Annotated in this window: 23 protein-coding genes; 12 read left to right on the top strand and 11 right to left on the bottom strand. The window is 42.7% G+C overall.

Annotation, left to right across the window (positions count from 1 at the left end; genetic code table 11):
- The first annotated feature begins 1 nt into the window (after position 1).
- A complete protein-coding gene (locus QXH45_04015) occupies positions 2-916 on the top strand; it encodes a biotin--[acetyl-CoA-carboxylase] ligase (protein ID MEM2078412.1) in 915 nt (304 codons plus the stop codon).
- 4 nt (positions 917-920) lie between these two features.
- Here QXH45_04015 and QXH45_04020 read toward each other — a convergent pair whose 3' ends face one another.
- From QXH45_04020 to QXH45_04045, 6 genes are all read right to left on the bottom strand, one after another.
- A complete protein-coding gene (locus QXH45_04020; GenBank protein ID MEM2078413.1) occupies positions 921-2,267 on the bottom strand; it encodes a TldD/PmbA family protein in 1,347 nt (448 codons plus the stop codon).
- A 2-nt stretch (positions 2,268-2,269) separates the two neighbouring features.
- Entirely contained in the window at positions 2,270-3,670 is a 1,401-nt protein-coding gene (locus tag QXH45_04025; protein MEM2078414.1) for a TldD/PmbA family protein, read from the bottom strand.
- A 133-nt stretch (positions 3,671-3,803) separates the two neighbouring features.
- Entirely contained in the window at positions 3,804-4,391 is a 588-nt protein-coding gene (locus QXH45_04030; GenBank protein MEM2078415.1) for a hypothetical protein, read from the bottom strand.
- A 107-nt stretch (positions 4,392-4,498) separates the two neighbouring features.
- On the bottom strand, positions 4,499-5,791 hold the full coding sequence (locus tag QXH45_04035; protein ID MEM2078416.1) for an ABC transporter ATP-binding protein: 1,293 nt from the start codon (positions 5,789-5,791) through the stop codon (positions 4,499-4,501).
- Between the two features lie 55 nt (positions 5,792-5,846).
- Entirely contained in the window at positions 5,847-6,593 is a 747-nt protein-coding gene (locus tag QXH45_04040) for an ECF transporter S component (protein ID MEM2078417.1), read from the bottom strand.
- A 50-nt stretch (positions 6,594-6,643) separates the two neighbouring features.
- Positions 6,644-7,774, bottom strand: a complete 1,131-nt coding sequence (locus QXH45_04045; GenBank protein ID MEM2078418.1) for a pyridoxal-phosphate dependent enzyme — start codon at positions 7,772-7,774, stop codon at positions 6,644-6,646.
- A 327-nt stretch (positions 7,775-8,101) separates the two neighbouring features.
- Here QXH45_04045 and QXH45_04050 point away from each other — a divergent pair, with 327 nt between their 5' ends.
- The 5 genes from QXH45_04050 to QXH45_04070 all read left to right on the top strand — a co-directional run bounded on the left by QXH45_04050 (position 8,102) and on the right by QXH45_04070 (position 12,848).
- Complete coding sequence (locus QXH45_04050; GenBank protein MEM2078419.1) at positions 8,102-9,466, top strand: MATE family efflux transporter; 1,365 nt, start codon at positions 8,102-8,104, stop codon at positions 9,464-9,466.
- 100 nt (positions 9,467-9,566) lie between these two features.
- On the top strand, positions 9,567-10,505 hold the full coding sequence (locus QXH45_04055; protein MEM2078420.1) for an ABC transporter ATP-binding protein: 939 nt from the start codon (positions 9,567-9,569) through the stop codon (positions 10,503-10,505).
- A complete protein-coding gene (locus QXH45_04060) occupies positions 10,495-11,319 on the top strand; it encodes a hypothetical protein (GenBank protein MEM2078421.1) in 825 nt (274 codons plus the stop codon). Before QXH45_04055 ends, QXH45_04060 begins: the two co-directional genes overlap by 11 nt.
- A complete protein-coding gene (locus tag QXH45_04065; GenBank protein ID MEM2078422.1) occupies positions 11,316-12,098 on the top strand; it encodes a hypothetical protein in 783 nt (260 codons plus the stop codon). The genes QXH45_04060 and QXH45_04065 overlap by 4 nt, the downstream gene beginning before the upstream one ends.
- Before the next feature lie 111 nt (positions 12,099-12,209).
- Positions 12,210-12,848, top strand: coding sequence for an HAD family hydrolase (locus QXH45_04070; protein MEM2078423.1), 639 nt, complete (start codon positions 12,210-12,212; stop codon positions 12,846-12,848).
- Here the strand turns inward: QXH45_04070 and QXH45_04075 are convergent.
- From QXH45_04075 to QXH45_04085, 3 genes are read right to left on the bottom strand one after another with little or no spacing between them, the layout of a single operon-like run.
- The gene (locus QXH45_04075) at positions 12,841-13,836 is read right to left on the bottom strand and encodes an NAD(P)-dependent oxidoreductase (protein MEM2078424.1); all 996 of its coding nucleotides are present in this window, start codon (positions 13,834-13,836) and stop codon (positions 12,841-12,843) included. The two genes, QXH45_04070 and QXH45_04075, sit on opposite strands and share 8 nt — an antisense overlap.
- Entirely contained in the window at positions 13,833-15,323 is a 1,491-nt protein-coding gene (locus tag QXH45_04080) for an aldehyde dehydrogenase family protein (GenBank protein MEM2078425.1), read from the bottom strand. Before QXH45_04080 ends, QXH45_04075 begins: the two co-directional genes overlap by 4 nt.
- Positions 15,295-16,593, bottom strand: coding sequence for a hypothetical protein (locus QXH45_04085; GenBank protein MEM2078426.1), 1,299 nt, complete (start codon positions 16,591-16,593; stop codon positions 15,295-15,297). The genes QXH45_04080 and QXH45_04085 overlap by 29 nt, the downstream gene beginning before the upstream one ends.
- 231 nt (positions 16,594-16,824) lie before the next feature.
- On the opposite strand from QXH45_04085, the gene QXH45_04090 reads away from it, so the two are divergent.
- From QXH45_04090 to QXH45_04100, 3 genes are all read left to right on the top strand, one after another.
- Positions 16,825-17,472 (top strand): hypothetical protein, encoded by a 648-nt coding sequence (locus tag QXH45_04090; protein ID MEM2078427.1) that lies wholly within the window; start codon positions 16,825-16,827, stop codon positions 17,470-17,472.
- 50 nt (positions 17,473-17,522) lie between these two features.
- The gene (locus QXH45_04095; protein MEM2078428.1) at positions 17,523-18,224 is read left to right on the top strand and encodes an acetate--CoA ligase family protein; all 702 of its coding nucleotides are present in this window, start codon (positions 17,523-17,525) and stop codon (positions 18,222-18,224) included.
- 222 nt (positions 18,225-18,446) lie between these two features.
- On the top strand, positions 18,447-18,968 hold the full coding sequence (locus QXH45_04100; GenBank protein MEM2078429.1) for a hypothetical protein: 522 nt from the start codon (positions 18,447-18,449) through the stop codon (positions 18,966-18,968).
- Here QXH45_04100 and QXH45_04105 read toward each other — a convergent pair.
- Positions 18,965-19,768 carry an HAD-IIB family hydrolase gene (locus tag QXH45_04105; GenBank protein ID MEM2078430.1) on the bottom strand — a complete coding sequence of 268 codons (804 nt, stop codon included), beginning with the start codon at positions 19,766-19,768 and terminating at the stop codon, positions 18,965-18,967. The two genes, QXH45_04100 and QXH45_04105, sit on opposite strands and share 4 nt — an antisense overlap.
- 1 nt (position 19,769) lies before the next feature.
- On the bottom strand, positions 19,770-20,930 hold the full coding sequence (gene mpgS / locus QXH45_04110) for a mannosyl-3-phosphoglycerate synthase (protein ID MEM2078431.1): 1,161 nt from the start codon (positions 20,928-20,930) through the stop codon (positions 19,770-19,772).
- Between the two features lie 89 nt (positions 20,931-21,019).
- On the opposite strand from mpgS, the gene QXH45_04115 reads away from it, so the two are divergent.
- Genes QXH45_04115 through QXH45_04125 form a run of 3 tightly spaced genes read left to right on the top strand, consistent with a single transcriptional unit; the run spans position 21,020 to position 22,813 of the window.
- The gene (locus tag QXH45_04115) at positions 21,020-21,667 is read left to right on the top strand and encodes a hypothetical protein (protein MEM2078432.1); all 648 of its coding nucleotides are present in this window, start codon (positions 21,020-21,022) and stop codon (positions 21,665-21,667) included.
- On the top strand, positions 21,664-22,047 hold the full coding sequence (locus QXH45_04120) for a lipoate protein ligase C-terminal domain-containing protein (GenBank protein MEM2078433.1): 384 nt from the start codon (positions 21,664-21,666) through the stop codon (positions 22,045-22,047). Before QXH45_04115 ends, QXH45_04120 begins: the two co-directional genes overlap by 4 nt.
- Entirely contained in the window at positions 22,040-22,813 is a 774-nt protein-coding gene (locus QXH45_04125; protein ID MEM2078434.1) for a biotin/lipoate A/B protein ligase family protein, read from the top strand. Before QXH45_04120 ends, QXH45_04125 begins: the two co-directional genes overlap by 8 nt.
- Position 22,814 lies beyond the last annotated feature (1 nt).

Raw genomic sequence — 22,814 nt, forward strand, 5'->3', positions numbered from 1 at the left:
CATGCCTAGAAGGGAGGACGAGTTGACACTACTCCTTGAACTCGTTAAACTACTGTCGGATAACGAGAAATTGTCATATATCACTGTTGAAAAAGAGCTGGGATTAAGCAAGGATGAGTGTGAAAGATTGGTTGCAATATTAAAGAAGTATTATATGCTCAGAGAGGAAAGGGATGCCGTGGTATTCTACAGAGGAGATAACCTGAGAGCTGTAAACCCGTGGGGCTGGAATTACATATACAGAGTCGTCGTAGGCTCTACCATGAATATGGCAAAGAAACACCCTCCATGGAGCATCATAGTAGCTGAATACCAGGTCCTCGGAAAAGGGCGGCATGGAAAAACATGGATCGGTGGATTGGGTGGACTATGGATTACTTATAAGCTGAGAACACAGGTATCATCGGCTCAATTACTCCCAATAGCTATTCCAGTGTTAATTACGCGCCTTTTAAGGGATCAGTTGAAAATCGACGCTTTGATCAAATGGCCCAATGATATTATCATAAGCGAGAAGAAGGTTGCAGGAATTCTTCTCGAAGGAGAGGCTTCAGGAACCGACATAATAGCATATATAGGATTAGGCATTAACGTCAACAACGACCCTCCCATAGAGACCGCCACAAGTCTAAGGGATGTAATAGGATCTATTGTTCCAAGGAATAGAGTGTTTAGTAAACTAACCGGCTGGATCTCGAGAATTGACAAGCTTGTCGACAAACCCGAGTTGCTTAGACTTGAATACTTGGAAAAACTTTCAACTCTGGGAAGGAGGGTGAGAGTAGTTCTTCGAGAAGGCGAGGTAGTCGGGGTCGCCCAGTCTGTTTCAGATATGGGCGAGTTGATCGTTGAAACAGGCTCGGGAAGCCTAAAAATCTCCTCGTCTGAGGCGTTAAAGCTCGTTCACTTGAATTGAAAAATCACTCGCTCGCTATCCTAGCTTTTTCAACCCATAGACCTGGCGTTATAACTCCCGCGGAGGCAAAGGTCTCCCTGGACAACCCCTTTAAGAGACTCCCTAGCCATTGATAAATATTCCCTGTTACCAAGATCCCCTTTGCCGAGCCAGTAACTTCACCTTTCCTCACAACCAAGGCATGTGTCGCTGTAGCTTTCACATCGCCATTATATGGGTTGCTCATCCAGTATCCAATTGTCTCGTAAACAATAATACCTTTATCGACCTCCATTATCAATTCATCAAGAGATGTATTGCCGGGTTTCAACACCAGATTAGTGGGAGACGGTGAGGGCGGTGCAGATGGAGATCTTCTGAATCCGTTTCCATAAACGCCGTTTCCTACTCTTTTAAAGGTATAATAATTGTGGAGAAGGGTTTTTACTACTCCATTCTCAACTAAAAACTTAGTTGACGTCGGCAAACCCTCGTCATCGAAGACCCTGCTCCCAATCTCCAAAGGTATTGTTGGATCATCAATGATTGTAATATTCTCTGAGAAAACGCTTTTTCCTATTTTACCCTTCAAGGGACTTCTTCCTTCAACCACATTTAATGCGGAAAATGCTGGAACAAGAGCGTACGACGTGATAGCGTTTGCCACGGGAGGGGTAATAATGAGTTCATACTCTCCATCATCAATTCTAACGCTCCTAGAGAACATGGTTGAGAGGCGCCCCGTCTCCGCCCCTAGGCCCTCCAGTTCTCTGTAGTCAAATCTCCTATTCGCTATCCAAAAAGACTTGTCGGACTCGCCCTCGGGCATCATCGATTTTGCAACTAAGTAAGCGTCAATTAGCGTACATTCATCGTGTTTGAAAACACCCTCCGAACTTACTACGGTGATCTTTTGTATGCCAAACCTGAAAACACCCTCCGCCACCAGTGCTCTTTCGGCACCGTTCCTCAAAGCCTCATCCTTTACAACGCTTATGAGGTCCTTTATCACCGACAACTTCTCTTCATAATCCATAGTAATAATTTTCTCATCCCTACACAGAGTGGTTTTAAATCCACTAGCAGGCGGAGGAAACCCGCTCCAATGCGGATCCTCCATACTCGCCTTGACTATGGATAAGAGCCTATCAACAATAATGTCTTCGCTGAGTGTAACGTCATTAATGCTTACAATCCCGGTCTTTTTACCAATGGTCCCCCTTACACCCATTGAGATAGAATTGGATGAGAATGTCTTCTTGACCTTGTCGTTGGATATCGCGATGCTAGTTTCTTCAGACTCCAAAAGGTATATCTCAATTCCTTCCAGCCCTTTGGAAAGCCCTGTATTGATTAGTCTCTCCCAATCCATGTTTAAGCACCCAACACGAAACTTCTTATTCTAACGTGTGGCCCTCCGTCTCCAACTCTAACCGTTTGCCCACTCTTACCACATCCACCAAACACGCTTGTTTTCACAATTAAGTCTTTTCCGACAGCGTCAACCCTCTTTAACGTGTCTAAGATCGAACCTGTTAACATAACACCCTTCACTAGCTTAACTGGCTCTCCATTCTCCAGTATAAAACTAGGACCACTAGTAAAAGTAAAGAACCCCGTTAGAGGATTCACCTCGCCTCCCAATGCTCCCTTGCCCTTTATATACAATCCCCTTCTTGTGTCTTTGAAAATCTCTTCTACACTCCAGTCTCCAGGTAACATGTAAGTGTTAGTCTGTCTTACTAGGATGGGGTGATTGTAAGACATAACCCTTGCATTACCGGTGGGTGCGCCTCCAAGGGCTTTAGCTGTAGACAAACTATGGAGGAATGATCTCAATACTCCGTTTTCCACAGTGAATACTTTTGTCTTCGGGGTTCCTTCATCATCATACGGAACATATACGCCTCCATTAACGCGCCCATCATCCACTATCGAGACGAGGGGGCTAGCAACCTGTTGCCCTAACCTTCCACCTAAAACACTACCTCCTGCCTCCACAATGTCGGCTTCCGAAGCATGTCCAAAGGCTTCATGGAGCATTAGCCCGACCATCTCATTATCAAGTATAATGTCATATTTCCCTGGCTCTATTCTAGGAGCCTTCAGCGATTCCAGTAAAATTTTTGCATTCACTAAGGCATACTCCTCGTGATCAAATGTTTTCAAAAACTCCCAACCACTTACTCTGGACTCCGAGTCTGACAGGGACTCGTATGTGGTTTCTGAGTGTGCTACAAGCCTACAGCCAATTCCTATCATTCTTCTCGTGAAATCTACGTGATCTCCATTACTAGATACGTATACACGCCTATCTAACTCGAAACCATAAGGGAGAATTATACTCGAGATCTCGGGGTACTGCTTCAACTTATCGTACATTAGTTTCAATATCTCAATCTTTTCATTCAAATCGACATCTAATGGATCGATTCCGAAATGACTTATGATCTTATCTTTTATTGTTCTTCGCGACTCCAATATTACTGGACTGGTGAGTGTTCCCAGCGACCTAGCGATTTTGATGGCCTTATCAACAGCTTGACGCAAACTGTCAGTCTTAAAATTGTTCGTGAAAAAGTATCCAACGCGATTGTTCACCAAAACCCTTATTCCAATCCCCTTCGAGATAGATACTCCCACGTTCCTTAGGACCCCGTTGTCGAGTATGATGTTTTCATACACATGCTCCTGGTATCTCACATCGGCGAAATCCGCCCCTGCTCTGAGAGCATAATCAACCATAGAATTAACATCTATATCCATATTTCTCATCAAACAATCATTATTAAAGTCGAATATAAAAATGATAAATAGCTGTGTTCATATAAACTATCATGATGCTGAGGGTCCCGAACTCTACCGAGAATAGAAACGATGAAGAAGCGGTGGCTGTCTGAGACTATTCTCAGAGCAAGAGTAAAATTATGAATGAGGAAACACTCAGAAGAATGTCAGCAATATACTGCTCTCTTACTAATATGATTGGGTTTTTTAATTTTGCATTCAACCTGTAGTAGCAGTACTCTTCGACAAACCGTCCCATCTCTAAAACTCCAGCAGCAACCACGGGGAGCCTCGCAGTAGCTTTTTCTTTCTTCAAGTAACCTATCATAAGTGAATCTGTAAACCACCTGATTCCATATGGAACAAGCCTCCATACTAGCATTGGCATATGAACAAACCTTCTCTCTATTCCAACCCTCTTCATCAAATTGGTAAGTGATGTAGGACTAATTATTACAAAAATAAAGATGACGTTGGATGAGACAACTATAGTTCTCAAGGCGATGAGGATGATCTCTAAGGAGCTAAGATTACTCCAGCCTAGCAAATTACTTATCAATGTAGAGAGACTCATGTATGTACCCAAGATGCCCGTTAAAAATAGAGTAGAGTAGAGCCATCTTACTCCCGGATAATAGGCTCCTAATGCTATCACTAGTATCCCTAAAATGAAGAGCCTTTCAGGATTTCTGATCATCAAGGTGATCACGGTCATGATGAACATTAATTTCGGCAAAGATGAGGCGCGCCGGAAGCCTTCCTCGCCTCGGAGAAACAACACATTGTAAATTATAGAGATTAGGCTTGCTAAAAAATTCATTGAACTCCGACCTCAACGATTTCGTCCAGAAACCTGGAAACCCTTTCATCATGCGTGGAAACGATAATGGTTAAGCCATCGTCAACTAATTCGTTTAATACCTCTAGCAACGCCTTAGCGCTGGCATCGTCGAGTCCAGCCGAGGGTTCATCAATAAGATATATTTGATAGTTCGCGAGAAGCGCGGAAGCCAATGCTAGTCTTCTCCTTTCACCCGAGCTTAACTTTGCCAGAGGGGATTGCAGTACTCGCTTCAGATTAAACCGCTCGGCCACCTCCAGCACTTTGGATTCATCGCCGCCGCTTGCGTAGATCAGTTCCTCCCAGGGAGTGGGCTTCGAAAAATATAGAAGCGGGTTTTCCGGAATATATATTCGTCTCCCTTTATATAGAACTCGGCCCTTGTTTGGTTTCAATAGACCAGAACATATTTTGAGCAGAGTTGATTTCCCGGAGCCGTTGCCTCCTACTAATCCTGTTATAATTCCTTTTTTCAAATTCAATGAATAATTTTTAAATATGTAATCCCCTCCTGGATATCTAAACCATATGTTTTCCAAGGAGATTGCTACCTCATTGCTCACCCTATGAACGTGTTCCACGAATCGCACAGGTGACAGTAAATCTTCTCTCCATTCCCCTGTGTAGATGGTTCTCCCCTCGTTGAGGATTATCATCTTAGAGGCTATTTCCTTCCAAAAGAGGGGGTTGTGATCGACAACTATTACTGTCTTATTGTCTCTTAAACTCGATTCAACAACACTGTATAACATCTCTCTAGCATGTATATCTATGTAAACTAAAGGCTCATCAAGTATGAATATATAAACCCCTCTTGCTAGAGCCTCAGACCATAAAAGTCTTTGAGTCTCGCCTGCACTTAACCCATATGTTGGGTGCTTTAACTTCTTCCCCAAGCCCAGTTTCATTAGATCAAAAAACTCGCAGAGAAACCCGGAGACCGCTAACGAGTGACAGTATTCGGTTTCCACGGTATATCCTATTATACCGTACCATGGCTCCTGCGGAATATACCCTACTTTCAAGTAGAACTCGTCCGGCGAGATCTCGTCTATTGAAATACCATTAATTAATACTGTTCCCTCGAGAAAACCCCCTGCCAATTTTATTGTTCCTGTAATAGCTCTCAAAAGAGTCGTTTTTCCGCTACCGGATTCGCCCATCACTACCATTAACTCTCCCGGGTACAAATCAAACTCTATATCCCTTATAGCGAAGCCGCCAGGATATCCAGCCTGCTCTATCCTCGCGCTAATAGCGGGATGCATGATTAATGACCGTTGCCGAACGTTTTTCAGAAGTGAGTATGATGGAAAAAAGATTTTATTCTTTACCGGAAAAACCAGCCCTTCTAAGCCATGAAGCGACAGGTATGGCGGTTGCCAAGCCTACCAGGGCTTGACCGATATTAACTGGGACCTCGAAAACAGCGTTTATCGGAGGGCGCTGGGTTAGTGGATTCACCACGAAGAATTCGTACAGGAAATAACCTGCAACCATTATCAAACCCGCTATGAAAAGACTTAACGCTTCTGAAAAGTTAACCATGTTCCTAGATAGACTATATGTTGCGATGCCCCCGATCGAGAACGCCAAAATTATCCAAATCCATATCGGAATATTGAGTATTGGAGTATTTATCGATATGCCTATCCACTCTCCCGGTCCAACGTACACTTCCCCTGAATACATGACAATTCCAAGGATTAAGAGGCTGGTGGTCAATGATCCTCCAGCGATCATCGAGTAATAGCTCTTATAGACTTTTGAAAGTCTCCTTGTTAAATACCCCGCCATATATCCTTCAACAAATTTTATCACTAACGTCCCAGGCGCGAATATACCATATCCGGTTGAAACATCAGCTAGAGCAGCACCCAATCCGCCTGCTACAGCTGCAACAATAGGTTCTGTTAGGAGGGCGGCTAGGTAGATCATTGATTCACCGAGATTGAAATATCCCCCTGTGGCTGGCTGATATATCTGTAACACTACAGTAGCCGAGTAAACCAGTACTGTGAAGACTACCATATTTATTAATCTGCGGGTCTCACTGACATTAGAACTCATTAAGCCCACCTTGTTGAGATAAATAGAAAATGATTTATTAAGTTCATTCTTTAAGTAAAACTTTCAATACTTTTGGGAAAATATTTTTTGACTCCCCCCTCGAATTTTACATCAAGATAACCCATTCTAACCAAATGAGATAAATGCTGATAAACCGCCTGCGGAGTAATATTCATTCCGAGTTGCTTCCAAACCTCATATCCGGTGACTCCGGGCTTTCTCGAAATTACTTCAAGTATCATCTTCTTAGTAATGCCGGGGAATGGTGTTGAAAATCTTTTTCTAACAGGCCTGGCATAAAGAACTGGAGCTTTCAGCCCGTGTCCCGTGAGTAGTATGATCGAGTTCTCCCTAATCCCATACTTTAGAAAACCTGCGAGACTCACTGCTGAGGATGGTTCTACGAATAAGCCTTCTCGTTTAGACAGGAGTTTCGCTGCCCTAATGGCTTCCTTGGTGTTAATAACGACCACATCTCCATATTTCTCGATAATTTCTCTCACTGCTGGCATGATGTAGGGTTGATTATAACCAAGACCCGTTAACAATGTTTCTCTGCATTTTTCTACTGGTTTGAATAGCTGAAAGTACTTAGGGTTCGCACAGTGTTCGACGCCGATAAGCCGTGGAATCCTGCTGATGAGTCCTAGTTTAACCAATTCTTCAAAACCCCTGTAAAGACCGAGAAACGTGACTCCGCTCCCCAATGGCAGGAATACGTAATCTGGAGGATTTTTGTATTCCATAAATATCTCATAGGCAATTGTTTTCAATCCTTCAATAGAGAGGGGGTTGTGAATAGTTGATGCATCGTAAATATTCGCCTTTCCACTCTTCCTTGACACAAGGTCGAGAAGCGAATCAATTGACTGGTCGCTCAAAACCAAGCTTGCCCCAAACGCTTTCATGAGTAAGGCTTTTTCTTCCTCAATCCATGAGGGGGAGTAAACAGTAACTCTTAATCCCGAGCGGGCGGCGTAAGCTGAAATGCTTACGCCCATATTTCCATCGCTCGCTAGAATGAGGCGCCTCACTCCACGCTCCAAAGCATCGGAGACTAGTAGGGGTGCTATTCTGTCTCTGAAGCTACCGGTCGGATTTCGCCCTTCATCTTTAAAGTATATATTCAATCCTTTGAACAATCTAGTCGATTCGAGCAATGGAGTATTACCTTCCCCCATGGTTATTTTAAAAGTGAATTTAGGGAGAACTCCACTAAACCTCCAGATCCCCCTTTCTTTTTCATTAATTCGAAATTCCAAGTCGATATCCGGAGAAAGTAACCCATTGCATAAGGGGCAAGTCACCATTTTTATGTCCGAGAAGGCTTCGCCACATCTTACACATTTAAATAACAATTCCACACCCCGAAAGGTCTCCATCCATGAAATCCTGTTTACACCAACCTAAATAAGCATTCGTTAGTTTAAAGAAACAAAATCTGTTCACTAGTCACACTGAAAGATTAAATTAGTGAACATTCATTACCAATCCTCACAGTGATATTCATGGACGACAAGCAGTGGGTTGTAAAGCAACCCGTGCTAAAAACCATGTTCAGGCTTGGGCTCCCAATAGGAGTTACTCAAGCTTTACAAGTGGTCTACAACTTGACCGATATGTATTGGTTGGGGAGGTTGGGAAAAGAATCTCTCGCGGCGGTTAACGCTACTTGGCCAGTCATATTTCTAGTGATAGCGGGGCTGGCAGGTTTATTTCAAGCAGGATTGACCCTGATCTCCCAGTTTTGGGGTGCCGGAGATTACAGGAACGCTTTAAAATCAGGCGGGCAATTGCTTTTCATTGGATCAGTAATTGGAGTACCGATTGGATTACTGTCTTTTTTCACTATTCCACTGTTACTGGAGCTCCTAGGAATACCTTCTGACGTTAGGGAGGGGGCTGTAATTTACGGGAGAATTTTCTCTCTAGGTTTCCCAATATTCGGACTAATGGACACTACGTTGTCAATATACTCGGCCGCTGGCGATACGTTTACCCCTATGAGAGTGAGACTAGTCGGTGTGTTTCTCAATATCATCCTTGATCCAATATTTATTTTCGGATTGTTTGGATTTCCTCCGCTTGGGATCGCTGGGGCGGCAATCGCCACATTGTTGAGCGACCTGATATCCGGGATCATTTCCCTGGTACTTCTTTCCACCCGAGGAGTTCGAGGGGAAAAACTCGTGAAGAAGGATTTAAGCCCTGATTTCACGATTATTACTAAGTTCTTCAAAATCGGGCTTCCAATATCTATTTCGTCACTAAGCGACGCTGCAGGGTTTACTGTTCTAACAGGGATTATTGGTATGCTAGGCTCAAGCGCCCTGGCGGCTTGGGGAGTAGGAGATCGCCCATTCGGAGTCCTAGACATTATAGTGGGTAGCCTCCTCGCCGCTCTCTCAACTATAGTTGGGCAGAATTTGGGCGCCGGGAATTATCATAAGGCAAGGGATGCTGTTTTAAAAGCCGCACTACTCTCGATAGGGATAACAAGCGCGGGGGTTTTGTTTATGATAGCTTTCAGATATGAGGTTGCTAGCTTCTTCATACCAGGAGATCCTGAGGTGGTTCAGCATGCCGCCGACTTCATACTCCTCATGGGACCGTCAATAATTTTCTTCGTGATGCTTAGGCTGGCGTTCAGTGTTGCCCAAGGTTCTGGACACACCAGGCCGGTAATGTATATTTCTATACTTAGACTATGGTTTCTACGGAATATTTTAGCGTACTTACTTGGTCCAGGCCCTGTATCTTTAGGGGTGCCGGGATTATGGGCTGGCATGTCGCTAAGCAACATTATAACAGGGGTAATCTCTCTTTATTGGATACTCCATGGGAGATGGTTGAAGCCTGTCATTAAAGAATAGAAATCAATATTAGATAAGGAAATAATATCTCATTCCCAGGATCCTCATGAACGCTATCAACGTTACCAATCTAAAAAAGAAATACCGAGTAAGGGAGGGTTTGAGAAAAGTTAAGTACATCGAAGCAGTTAGAGACGTGACTTTTCGCGTTAGAAAAGGGGAGATCCACGCGCTTTTAGGTCCAAACGGTGCTGGGAAAACAACCATCATAAAAATAATATCCACGCTGCTTTATCCTGATGATGGAGTAGTTGAAGTAATGGGTTTAAACGTTGTTGAGAAACCCGAAGAAGTAAGGAGAGTAATAGGACTTGCTATAGACGTTTCAAAGGGATTCTATTCATCGCTGTCTGGGTTCGAAAATCTAGTGTTTTACGGTTTAATGAAGGGTTTATCGATGTCAGAGGCCAAAAGACGGGCCAAGGAAGCATTAAGCATTGTTGAACTTGATGAGATGGGAGCCTCCGACTCTCCTTACTTCACGTATAGCCTTGGCATGCGGGCAAGGCTTGCAATAGCCAAGGCTCTTCTCACAGATCCTGATGTCCTACTTCTCGATGAACCTACTCTAGGACTAGATGTTGAAAGCAGTAAACGTGTGAGAGAACTGCTTGTTAATCTCTCTAGGAAGGGAAAAACTATTCTAGTTACAGGACACAATATGCATGAAATAGAACTCATTTCAAACACTATCACGATAATAAATCAAGGTAGGGTGGTTTCAACAGGCACCTCAGATGAGTTGAAAACCAAGGTCGGACTACTCTATAGACTCATTCTCAGAGTCCCGGCAAGCGATGCCCGATTTTTGAGAGATTATTTCTCCAGCATAATGCCAGTTAAGGTTTCCAGCTCAGCGACCGACGTTAACGGGATATCGGAGTTAAACATGTTAATATCAGCTGAAAGGGAGGAAATAGTTGAGGCCTTGTTCAAGTCTTCCAAGGAGATGGGCGTTAAAATTCTAGATCTTCAATTAATAGAGCCATCGCTGGAGGACGCTTATCTAGCTATTCTTGGTGCTTCTAATGAGCGGTAAAGGAGTTTTCTACGCACTTATCTTCAGAGAAGTTGCTTGGTTTAGAAGATTTATCGGTGATTATGTAACGATCTGGCTTCTTCCAACACTATACGGTGTAGGAGTTATTTTCCTTCCTTCCATAATGGGGGGATTGGATTTTGTGCTGGAGAGAATGAGCCATGTTTTCAACCGCGAATTAACATTGACGGATGCCCTCGCATTCAGCTTAAGCCTCTCGGGAATCATAACAATTGTGGCTGTCAATGTCGGCGATATCCTTCAAACATTATACGCGGAGTTTAAACTTTATGGTTCCTCTTTAATGATATTGGAATCGACGAGTATACCGTCTTACGTCATAATTACCTCTCTTGTAAGACCCGTGATAATGACCCTCATGTCAACACTATATCTAGTCCCCACCCTCATTCTGATACTTAGAGGTAACGGGGTCCTTCTATACCTATATTTGCTCACACCCTTATTGGCATGCTCGGTGATATTGGGTCTTTTATCAGGCATTCTCGGGTCTGCAATAGTTTTCTATACAAACGTTAGGAGGCCGTGGAGTGTTTCAAACATAGTCGTTCCCGCACTCCTGGCAGGCTCTGGAATATATATTCCATTGAAACTCGTTCCCTTCCTCCTTCGCTTTTTCGCCCTATTCACACCTGTTCCCTACACAGTAGAGTTAATCCAGTCGTTATTACTTCAAGGCCTTTCACATGATTTCCTGGGACTCCTAGGAGTGATAACCGGGCTTTTCACGATTTACTATGTGCTCTCAATATGGGTTCACAAAACAGCTGAATTAAAGGTGAGAGGTGGTTGAGGAGATTAGATCGATACCTGAGACTCCTATATGTAGGAGCAATCCTCGTCAAGCTCCACCTTACTAGTTATCTCTCACTAATAGTGAACGTGATATTCTGGTCTATACTACTAATCATTCCAACCTCAATGTTCTCGCCAGACTTTTCTATTAGTTTGAAAACCTTCATTCCTGGGCTAGTAGCAATGAGTATAGCATCCATGGGATTATGGACGGGGACTGAGTTCTTACGGTGGATGGTTCATGACGGCTTAACCGACATGTTTCGGGAGAACGGTCTTGGGGTCTATCACTACATAGTATCCACACTCCCCACTGATGTAATACTACTTGGTATTATACCTTTATTGCTGTTAGGAGTAATTTCTAGTTGGTTTTTCGAGATAGATTATCTGTGGATTTTGACGGGTGATATGTTACCACTTTTGATGGGTGTGCTCTCTTTGATGATTGTTGAATTATTCTACGGCTCACTATCTGGGTATCTATACACTAAAACACGATTAAGTAGCTCTTGGACTGGGTTGCTTCAAATAATGGTCACAATAGGGACCGTGATACCTTCGAAGGCGTATCCAAACCCTTATCTTGCATTCGTTAATCCAGCAAGTCTATCTGCAGAGCTGTTGAGAGCCTCTTATGGAGTCTCTGGTATTGAGAGCTCCCATTTAGTTTTCATAACGTTACCCTTTATATTTTTCTACACATACCTAAGCAAACTATTCTCTAAATGGGCTGATGAATTGATGGCTAAGTATGGAGTAGAATACCGTTTCTAAGAAGGGAGTATAATCCGAGGTCTCGGTTTGAATTAGGTTTTTCAAAAGTCTCTTGTAATAATGCTAGTCAAATAAAAATTGTTTGAGGCATCTTAGAGAATAGGTGGTTAAATGAGTAATAAGGCAATAATATTCGATCTTGATGGAACCCTCGTGGATAGTGTCCCATTAATTCTGAAATGCTATAGTGAAGGGTTGTCAAAACACGGGATCACTCCTGTCAAAGAAAAGATACTCGCTCTTATGGGTCTTCCAACATTAAACGTAGTGCTTGAGTTAGTAGGCGGAAACATTAATGTTCGCATAGAAGAAGTGATTAAAGACATTTTTGACTGCTTCTCGAGAACCTGGATGAATGAATTGAGGCTGTACCCAGGCATCGAGGAAGTTCTCAACAAGCTAAGGGAGAAAGGGTACAAGCTGGGGATAGTAACCTCCTCGGAACAAGAGCACGCAGAGATAATGCTAGATTTTTTCAAGCTGAAAAAGTACTTCGACATTGTTCAAGGACGAGTTGATCACCTGAAACCCAAACCTTATCCCGACATGATTCTGTATGTTTTGAACCAGCTAAAAGTTGAATCGGAAAACGCACTCTATGTGGGAGACACTTTCCATGACTGCGTTGCATCGGCAAAGGCCAATGTAAAGTTTATCCTTGTTGAGAGGGGATGGGGAGGGAAATTCTTAAGAGGATGCCTCCCCTGGAAAATACTTAATGATCTCAAAGAACTCCTGGTACTTACTTAATATAACCCTTTGACCTGTACCACATGATGGTTTCTTCCAGTCCTTTTCTTAAATTGTACCTTGGAGAAAACCCGAGGAGCCTCTTGGCTTTTTCAATACTATAAGCTCTGTGTCGTGTAACTGAATCAACTATGCTCACCCTCATTAGCAAGTTGCTGGTCCCCGATAAAAGCGAGTAGAGATGAGTGAAGGAGAGAAAAAGTTTGGAGACTCGAGGACTAAGTGAATACCTAGGGGGCGGGTTTCCCGTAATATCCGACAAAATTTGGTAGACCTCATTATACGTGTAAGCTTTATCCTCTGAGACAATAAATGTCTGGTTTTCCGACTTATCGAATTTATCTAGAGCTAGTATGAAGCCCTCAGCAGCGTCGTCAACATGTGAAAACTGTATTAAAGTATCCCCTCGCCCTATCTTAAACTTCGATAGAAGACTTCGATTAGCGAAGGATGTAATGAACCAGTAAGAGACGTCATCAATGTTGCCCGGACCATATAGACCCGAGGGTCTGATTATAGTGTATGATAGCCCTTGAAGCCCTAATTTTTCCACCTCGCGTTCAGCAAGCAACTTAGAGCGTCCGTATTCAAATTGTGGTTTTGGAGGAGTATCCTCGTTCCCAGGCGGGTTTTCAACGGGTCCTATAGCCTCGGTTGAACTGCAATATATGAATCTCGATATTCCCTGCTTCAAAGCTAATTCAGCGAGAATCTTGGTGGCTTCAACATTGAGCTTGTAATACAGCTTCTTCTTTCCCGTAAAAGTGTAGTAAGCAGCTAAATGAATAATCACATCCGAATCTTTCACAACTTCATGAAACGTTGAGGGCTCATTAAGATCCATGTATACAGGTTTAACGTTTTTCTCCTCCAGGATTTTCTTACTCCTACTGTGGTAAGTGCCTTTGACACTGTAGCCCCTGCTCACTAGTTTTTCAATCACTCGAGCTCCAAGGAAACCCGTAGCACCGGTTACTGTTACTTTCAATTTGTTCTACCCGAGGAGAATTTAGTTATATTTAATAATTTTCCTTTTCTCCTAATGTACAAAGAGTAAGTGAAATAGCGAGGCAGGAACTCTCCATCATATGGCTCCACCGGAGTTCTCAGAAACGATTCTCCAATGGGAACTATCCTGTACACGCCAAACAAGGAGAGAGCTGAGATGGCCGAGGCATAGTTTTTATCGTTCAAACTCATTGCAACGGTCTGGAATTTGTCTACTCCCTGGTTCGCTAGTTCTTCCATTAAGGATGAGATAATCGTTTTAAGGTCCCCTATGTTTTCCACTACTAAGATTTCCGCAAATCTCTTTCTAAATCCCCAGTCATTCTTGAACTGATATGGATTGTTGTTGAAACGCCTCCACGAAGAGGTAACAGCTATCGTCCACGGGTTCTCGAGGTTTTTAGAATACAAAACATATGCTCCTTCCACCTCTAACCTCTTCCTCATTGAGATAAGATTATAGAGTTCTCCCTCTCCCACCTTCTTGGGGAATAATGCTCCCACCTCGTCCAGGAATTTACCCAGAACCTTAGCGAATTCCAAAGCCTTATTCGTTGAACCGATGAATATTACGTATGAAGGGGAGCTACATAGTTGCTGATCATAAATTACGATGTCCCATGCAAGCTTTCTAGCCAGTTCATCAGACGCAGAGTCCTCGTCGACTAGGGCTATTCCTGTTAATGGACCATTTATAACCAATCGAGGATGAAACGTGTTTCTAGAGATTTTTTCAATTATTACCTTTCGTCCCGGGTCTCCACCCCAATAATTAACAACGCCTATTCTTGTTTTAGTTAAAATGTAATCTAGGGCTTTGCTATCGTGTGCGAAATACGATATCAGTAATGCGGACATCATCTCTTCTGCTCCATCGACTTTGTCCTCGTGGACTTTTGAAAAAGCCTTGTAGAGCTCCGCTATTACTGAATAGTTGGCAGACGAGGGTCTCAGTATGGTAACATTGCCGGTTGCAAGAGATGTTGCTAAGGGTAGTGCGGCAGGTATCACAGTATTTCCTGATGAGATTATAAGGGAGGAGCCAACGGGTCTATTCCACAAGAATTCACCATCATCTACCTCGACTGGTTGATCTAGGCTTCTCCAGCCGCCTATTAATCCAGTGTCTAATAACCTCATCAAATTGTTTTCATTGAATACGTGATGAATAAATTCTAAATCTATCCGTATGTTCTCTGGGCTATATCCTGTAGATCTCGAAATGACTGGTATCAGTTTTTCCTCAATATACGGCAAGGTCTCCTGCCACAACTTTCCAACTTCTCCTAGTATGCTAATCCTTTTCCGAACTCCTAATTCCACTAGTTTTTGAGATACGGGCACAGCGTTTTCAACGAATTTTTCAATCCACGGGATTGTTGGTTCATATATTCCTTTATCTACGGGTTGCAACTCAATCTTAGAATAATACAATGGCCTAATCGGGTCTTTTCCTGTCTCCAACAATCATCATCTCCTCCAATGTTCCGCCACAGGCTCGCTGAAGCTCCCATCCTTCATCTCTTGAAAGCCTTCTAACATATTTGAACTCCTTCCCGTAATATCTGTCTGAAATCTCGTACTTCATCACATCACCTGGGAAAAATACTTCGAGCCAGGAGATTGCTAACGGGTCATATATCCCCAATATTCCTTCTCTTCCAGGCTCTTCTATGAGTCGTAAGGTCTTGGGATCAATTAGGAACACCTCTTGAAGGGGGTGAGGTATCTTGTTCATCACACCATAATAGTCAATCATTGCAGTCAAGGTTTCAGTCATTCCTAACACGTCCATGAATGGCGCAGGTTGCTCAACACCATTACGCCGTGCCTTGAAAAACCTCCTACTATAAACTACGAGTTCATCATAACCTGGTATGCTGAATCCTTTGCTTCCTCCTCCAGTCACAATGACTCCTCCCTCGCCTAAATCCACAGGTGGCAATCCGTAGATTAGTTTGCTTATAAGCTTTAATACCGGATTCATCTCGTTAAACTGCTTAGATAGCAGATATACCCCAGCCGGCGCAGTGAAGAAGAGTTTCGGCTCCTCTCTACTTTTGAAGAATTCCATTATAATTTTCTTGTTAGGAACGAGCTTTTTCCATTGAGAGCCGGTTGATTCCTCCTTTGATAACTCCATTCCATAGAGGAGAGGAATTCTTTTAGCCTGAAGCGCCAGATCCACAAATGCAACAAAGTTGAGCCTGCTTCTAAGCTCCCGCGCCGCCAGGAACAGCGCGATCCCCTCGCCCTGCTTCAACTCCCCACCATAGACGTACTCGAATAAGTTTACATTAGCCTTCGTCATCATAGCCAACTCTAGATATGTTCGAAAAACTCTTACAGGGACGTTGCTCGTCGTTCCACTAGATGAAAATGTAAAATGCCTCTCGCTCAAGACGTTATTGATCAAGAACTTTTTATATCCCTCTCCTCTCAACAAATCGGATGGAATAGCAAGCTTCACTAGATCCTCGAGCTCAGCTGACTCCGGGTAGATTTCTAGCCTAGAAAACAAATCCGAGTAAAAATCGCTCATATCGGAGAAGAACCTAAGAGAGCTCCTTAAAAGATCTCTCCTCAGAGAAGAAAGCTGATCAGGTGATTTCTTGAACAGGGTTTTATCCCCCGAAAGCTCCCATAGTTTTCGAACGTGTGGATGATTAAATATTGATGAACTTAATGCACTCTCCGTTATCTCGTCTATTGATGGTAGATCCTGCGGCGAACTCAATCATTTTCACCTTTGAAAATAAATGATTAATATTAATCATTCCACAATAAATAATTTTCCCCATCCGTGTACAGGTTTGGAGGCGAAGCATTCCAACACTAATCATCTTATACTGGAATTAGCTCTTCAAATTCAAGAATTTCATATTCAAACAAGGACGTGGCAAATATTTATAATCAGATCGATTTATTTATAATAAGTCACAATTAGAATAGTCCCTGGTGTTCCATGATGAAGGCACTCTCATACTTCATTATCATAATATTGATCCTGACCGTATCTACACCTGTTCTTGTCTCTAGCAACCCTAGCGAAATCTATATTCAGATCGAGGGGAGCCCCATTGATAACTTCTTCACTGGAACTATTAAGATATCTTATTCGGAAACCTCTGAAAACTACGTTGAAGTCAGCATCACGTTGCCTTTTGAAGGCGATTATAATATACTTAATATTACAAGTGACAATGGTGTGCTGATAACTGATTACCAGCTAATCAATAATACGTTATCATTTCTAGCTTACAACGCGTCAAAAGTTACAATATCATTTACCGTTGAAAACGTCTTCGAAGAAGCAGGAGTCGGAAGCTATACCACATTCCTGGACCTAACTAGATACTCGGGCTTAAGCGTTAATGTGAGTATCACCTTGGTTGGGACATATTACGTGGAAGGACCTTTCAATGTGAAGCATTCAAACGGTTATACAATCGTGACCCTCGATAAACCAGGATTTTATCCACTATCCATATCGATAAATCCTGAGACACAAACATCTCCAAGTGACAACCAAGGAAAACTCATACTCCTCGTTTCCATTATAGGAGGCGTCATTATCCTGTTAATCCTTCTATTTCTGTTTAGAAAACGAAAATAGTTTTTTCATAAGATTTAAAAACCTCCTCAATCATAGGGCAGTCAGGGATATTGCCTAGCCAACTAGAATTGATCAATAGGGTTTACTTTGAAAATCGCGTAAAACTGCTTGAAGATGAGGTATTTGAGCTTTTAAAATCCTATGGGATTCCTGTAGTACCTTACGAGGTGGCTAGAACAGTAGATGATATAAAAGTCTCCGCCGAGAAGATCGGTTTTCCACTAGTGATTAAAGTCATTTCGCCCGATATCATACATAAAACAGATATAGGAGGAGTGAAACTTAACATATGGTCCGTCGATGAAGCGGTTAAGTCTGCTAATGATATGATCAGTGAAATAAAGACCAAGTTCCCTGAGGCTCGTATAACCGGCTTTCTCCTTCAGCCGATGATGCCTAAGGGAGTCGAGGTAATAATCGGTGGCATTCACGATGCTGTATTCGGAAGCGTAGTAATGTTTGGTGCAGGAGGCATATTCGTTGAGGTTTTCAGGGATGTATCCTTCAGAGTAGCACCTTTAAGCGTGGATGAAGCGTTAGAAATGATTGAAGAGATCAGAACTTCACCTATATTGAATGGTTACAGGACTCAACCACCCGTGAATAAACATTCAATAGCAGAGATAATAGTGGCGGTGGGAAAAATGCTTGAGGACTATCCTGAGATAGAGTCCATGGACTTAAATCCGGTTTTCGCATACCCTAACGGGGCATACGTTATCGATGGACGAATAATATTGAGGAAAAAGTAGTAATTCGCGGGACAATCCCACCATTTTACGTACTAAGTCCTACGCATTCAACACTTTCTCCTTTAAAATAACCATCACCCATTATTTCAAAACGAGGTAGGTAAGGTGGAGAACAAAAGTCACGGCTACCAAGATTCAACCATGGTACCGAGTACCTCATGTGAGGGGGTTTCCGCCGAAATCAGGCAAGTAATTGTAAAAGAAAGTGATGTAGTAATCGTATTGCTGAATAAGATAGAAAACTATATTGCCTCAAGCAATTGGGCGAGAGCATCCTCTCTATCATACTGCGCTCTGCTCTGGTCTTGTGAAAAAACCTCTCACACCACTCGTAGACTAGTTAATGAGTTGATCTACGGTCCCTTGAGCTTGTCCGTAGAGGCCGTATTAGAATTTTTAAGTCTACTAAACAGAGAGGGTTTGCCTGACAAATGTATTGAATCCCTAGCAGGTATTCCACTCGGTATAATCTATAACCTACCAGTAGGGGACATACTTGATAATGAGACATTAAATAGTTCATTATTGGAGTTCATTGACAACCTGCTAGATTTGGTTTTAAATAGCAACACTCAGAAAGAAGTTCTAGAGGAAGTATATCGCGAAGTGAACACGTTCTTTTCAGAGTATTCAAAAATACTTGGAGGAAAAGGGTTGTCCTCCAAATTTAAGAAGCAGTTTGAGAGAATAGAGGATAAGTGGATTAGACTTGTGAACCTTCTCTCATTAAGTACCGATTACTAAAGCCCCAGGTTTAAGAGTATTTTATCTAGGACGGGGTTGTTCGATAAAGGCTTATACGGGAGGGCGATGAAGGGGTACTTCCTAACACACGTTACATCACTGCCTAGAATTATTGGAATATCGGAAAGGCTGAGGAATTCGCAGTCAATCTCTGAGTCTCCGGCAGCAATTGTAAGGTGGGAGTAACTTCTTAGTTTTTCAAGCACTTTGGAGACTCCTAATCCTTTACTTCCAGTTGAGACGTGTAAAACCCTCTTAGTCATGGACGTTTTAAGCCCTAGTTCCCTCAATCTCTGGGAGAGCCCTTTCAAGCAGTTCGCATCAGCTGAAAGAAATGCTTCGCTACATAATCTTTTAGTAGCTGCTAACGCCTCCTCGTAGGAGATGGTTAAGATGGACTTTAACTCCTCAGCTGTTAGTCTACTCATTCTACCAATTTTGCTACTACATGGATGGCTCTCTAAGGACAGTTCTATGATCTCGTCGATCTCACTCATCGGTTTGCACAGGATTCTCACATGATACCTATCCACTATGAAACTATGCGCTGTATCCGGGAGAAGCCATTCATTTAATGAACTTATTACACATCCTCCCTCGGAGATTACTATGGGGAATTCGAAGTTTAGCATTCTAGACAACAGTAGAACTTCGTCAAACGTTTTCATTGTGACAGGAATCACGAACGATTTCGCCTGAAGCCTCCGCAACAGAGTTTTCAACTCCTCTAAATTGTTACCATCACTTGAAACTAACGTATCATCTAAATCGGTGAAGAATAAAACTGCCGAAGTCATCATTTCACATACCTAGAATGGTTGTCATCTTACTTCTAGCCTGAAGCTCATCCAACATCCTACGAGGATTGATGTCCGGATAGGAGTAGTAGGTGGGTTTTGGTGGCTCTTCGCTAAGTCCGAGGTCTCTTAGCGTCTTAACAATGCTTTCCTTCAATTCCTGATCAGATAATTCCGAGTAGTAGAGCGTCCCGAGGCTTTCAGCTACCATTTCGAAAATGTGATGTTCACCTTTAACAGCATGGATGTGGGGATTCAAGGACTCGACTTGATAATACTCGATCGCCTCCGGCAGGGTGGGACAAACCCCCTTTTCAAGCCCCGCGTAGCAGAGCTCCAACATTTTAACAAGCTCTCCTGCTTCAACGGAGAAACCGGATGAGAATCCTATTATACGGGCAAGGTCAATACTCATAGCGTGTTCTCCACTATTACTCGTTTTAACTATATCGGTTTCATGTAACCGCCCCTTAGACAACATTTTATTGAATAGCCCGCTCACTAATCTTGAAACCCTGCCCATCCTTCGCAAGAACAATTCTCCATCCGCCCACCCCTTATACCCCCAGTGAACTCTAACGGTAGTATATTTGGACTCGCTGAGTGAAAGTATTGTATAGTATATCAACACATATTCTGTTACGGAACCGGGGATCAGATTATCAGCATCAACAAAACCTACATACTTAGCTCTAACAGCGTCTGCAACCAACGTTCCGAGGAGCATGGCCTCTCCTTTTCCATATTTGACAAGACCATTCTCATCGATGATCTCTGAAAATACCTCGCTTAGAAACTCTGCTAGAACAGGGTCCCTTTGATGAAGATGAAGTACAACGCGCCCAGTATGCCTATATATGTTTCTCACAATCGATCTTTCTTCGTTGAAAACGTTCAAAGGATACGTATTCGACGCTGAAACAATAATTAAAGGAGAGTCGTATGGAACCGCCTTCAAAACCTTCTCGAAAATAGATAAATCCTCGTTCTTGACTGGCACTACAATCGCTGTTGATTGCATTACCTCTTCAAGTTCTTTAAATGAAGATAGTGAAAGAGATTGCGAAAAACCCCTCCCAAAGCCAAACAAGTTAACGACCTTCATGGTGTCGTAAATTTTTAATGCGCCAAACACCTCGGATCTCAATGGAAGATTTATAAGCATCATTAACCCCCAATAACTCGCTCACATCAGATATCCTCACATAAAATATATATTTTGAAAAAACCCTAATAGGTTTCGGTGGAGAATCTGTGGATTACGGAAGCATCGTCCTCCAGGTACTACTCAGTGCAGGAATTGTCGCATTGTTAATAATCATTGGATACATTGCTGGCAGAATAGTTTACTACTTGTTTGTAAAAACTTTCAAACGCCTCGGTATAGATGACTGGTTTATGAAGTTTGGAATGGGAAAGGCCATTAGGAGGACCGGACTGTTCCCAGGAGAATTCTTCGGAAGTATTGGATCATGGATGGTGTACATCGCCTTTTCATTGTTAGGATTTTACATGGGTTTTCTGAACATGGAATTCACGGATGGTGCAGAACTCGCCAAGACCATGTTGACGGTTTATCTCTACGGCCTGGTTAAAGCATTAATCGTTATAATCATAGGATTCATTCTTGTTGACTCATTCGTCTCGTACGTCTATAGAAGTAGCGAGTTAAGAGCAGAGCTCAGATTCATAACCCCTGTTGCAGAGTATCTTAGGATACTATTCTATCTTGTTGTAGTAATATTTGCTCTGGAACAAGGGGGTATCGATGTTTCAATATTAACCACTTTGATCACACCTATTGTGTGGGGGCTGGCTTTTGCGATGATAGCCATAATAGTGATTCAATTAGTGGCCGATATCATGTCATCTCATAGAAAACAGACCTTAACAGAGTCTTGAAAAGAAACGCCAGCTCTTCAACCTCCCTCCTCATTATTAGAACAATAAGGTTTTTCAAACACGTTGAATATAACTACTGTATGGGAGTTTCGTTGAATATATACTACAATGAGTACAAGGCCAGGAAGGGCTTGTATAAGGTCAAGATGAGCGTTGACGAGAATAATCTGATTAGGGATGTCGTGATAATGGGGGACTTCTTCATCTATCCAGAGGACGTCATATGGGAGATTGAAAGCAGGCTGAAAGGAACTCGTTTCTCATACTCAGATATTGCGGAGAAGGTGACTAATGTTTTGAAGGAGAAAGACGCTGTTCTTGTAGGATGTTCGCTGGAAGAGTTTATTAAAGTTTTTACGGAGGCGAGGCCTGTTGAGTGAACTCAGAGTCGTCTTCACAGAAACGCCTGAAAACCCTTGGATGAATCTCGCGTGGGAGGAGGCCTTCTTTCAGAGTAGGTGTAACGATATCTCAGATGATGTTCTAAGGATCTGGCGTAATAAGAGTGCGGTAGTAATCGGGGTTTTCCAAAAGGCTTCAGAGGAGGTTAACCTTGAATTCGCCGAACAGGTTAAAGCGGGAGTCGTGAGAAGGTTTACCGGTGGAGGCGCAGTTTATCATGACCTTGGAAACATCAATTTCGCCTTATCAGTTAAACCACGCGGTTTAAAAGTCAGCGTCGACTATCTCTACGGGGAACTCCTTTACGGAGTGGTAAAAGCCCTTGAGAGGCTGGGGTTTAAACCAGAAGTTCAGAACGTTAACGACATAATCGTTGGAGATAGGAAAGTAGTCGGGATCGCGGCCAGCATGAAGCGGGAATCTAACTGCGGATTCATACACGGTGCTGTCTTATACGACGTTAACTTGGACATTCTAGCAGGAGTCCTGAAGATTCCCTTGAAAAAACTTGCCGACAAGGGAATTTCAAGCGTAAAGTATAGGGTCACAAATATCACAGCATTAAAACCCGAGGTCAGGGAGAGGGATGTTATTCTATCTTTAATAGGATCGTTCATGGAGGTACTTGATAAGAAGTCGTGGTTTCCAGATATTCCTAAGAGAGTTGAGTTCGAGTTGGCTGAGAAATTATATATTGAAAAATACGTTACCAAAGAGTGGAATTTCGACAGGAAGCGACCGTAGA

The organism is Thermosphaera sp. (assembly GCA_038827615.1).
Classification (GTDB): Archaea; Thermoproteota; Thermoprotei_A; order Sulfolobales; family Desulfurococcaceae; genus Thermosphaera.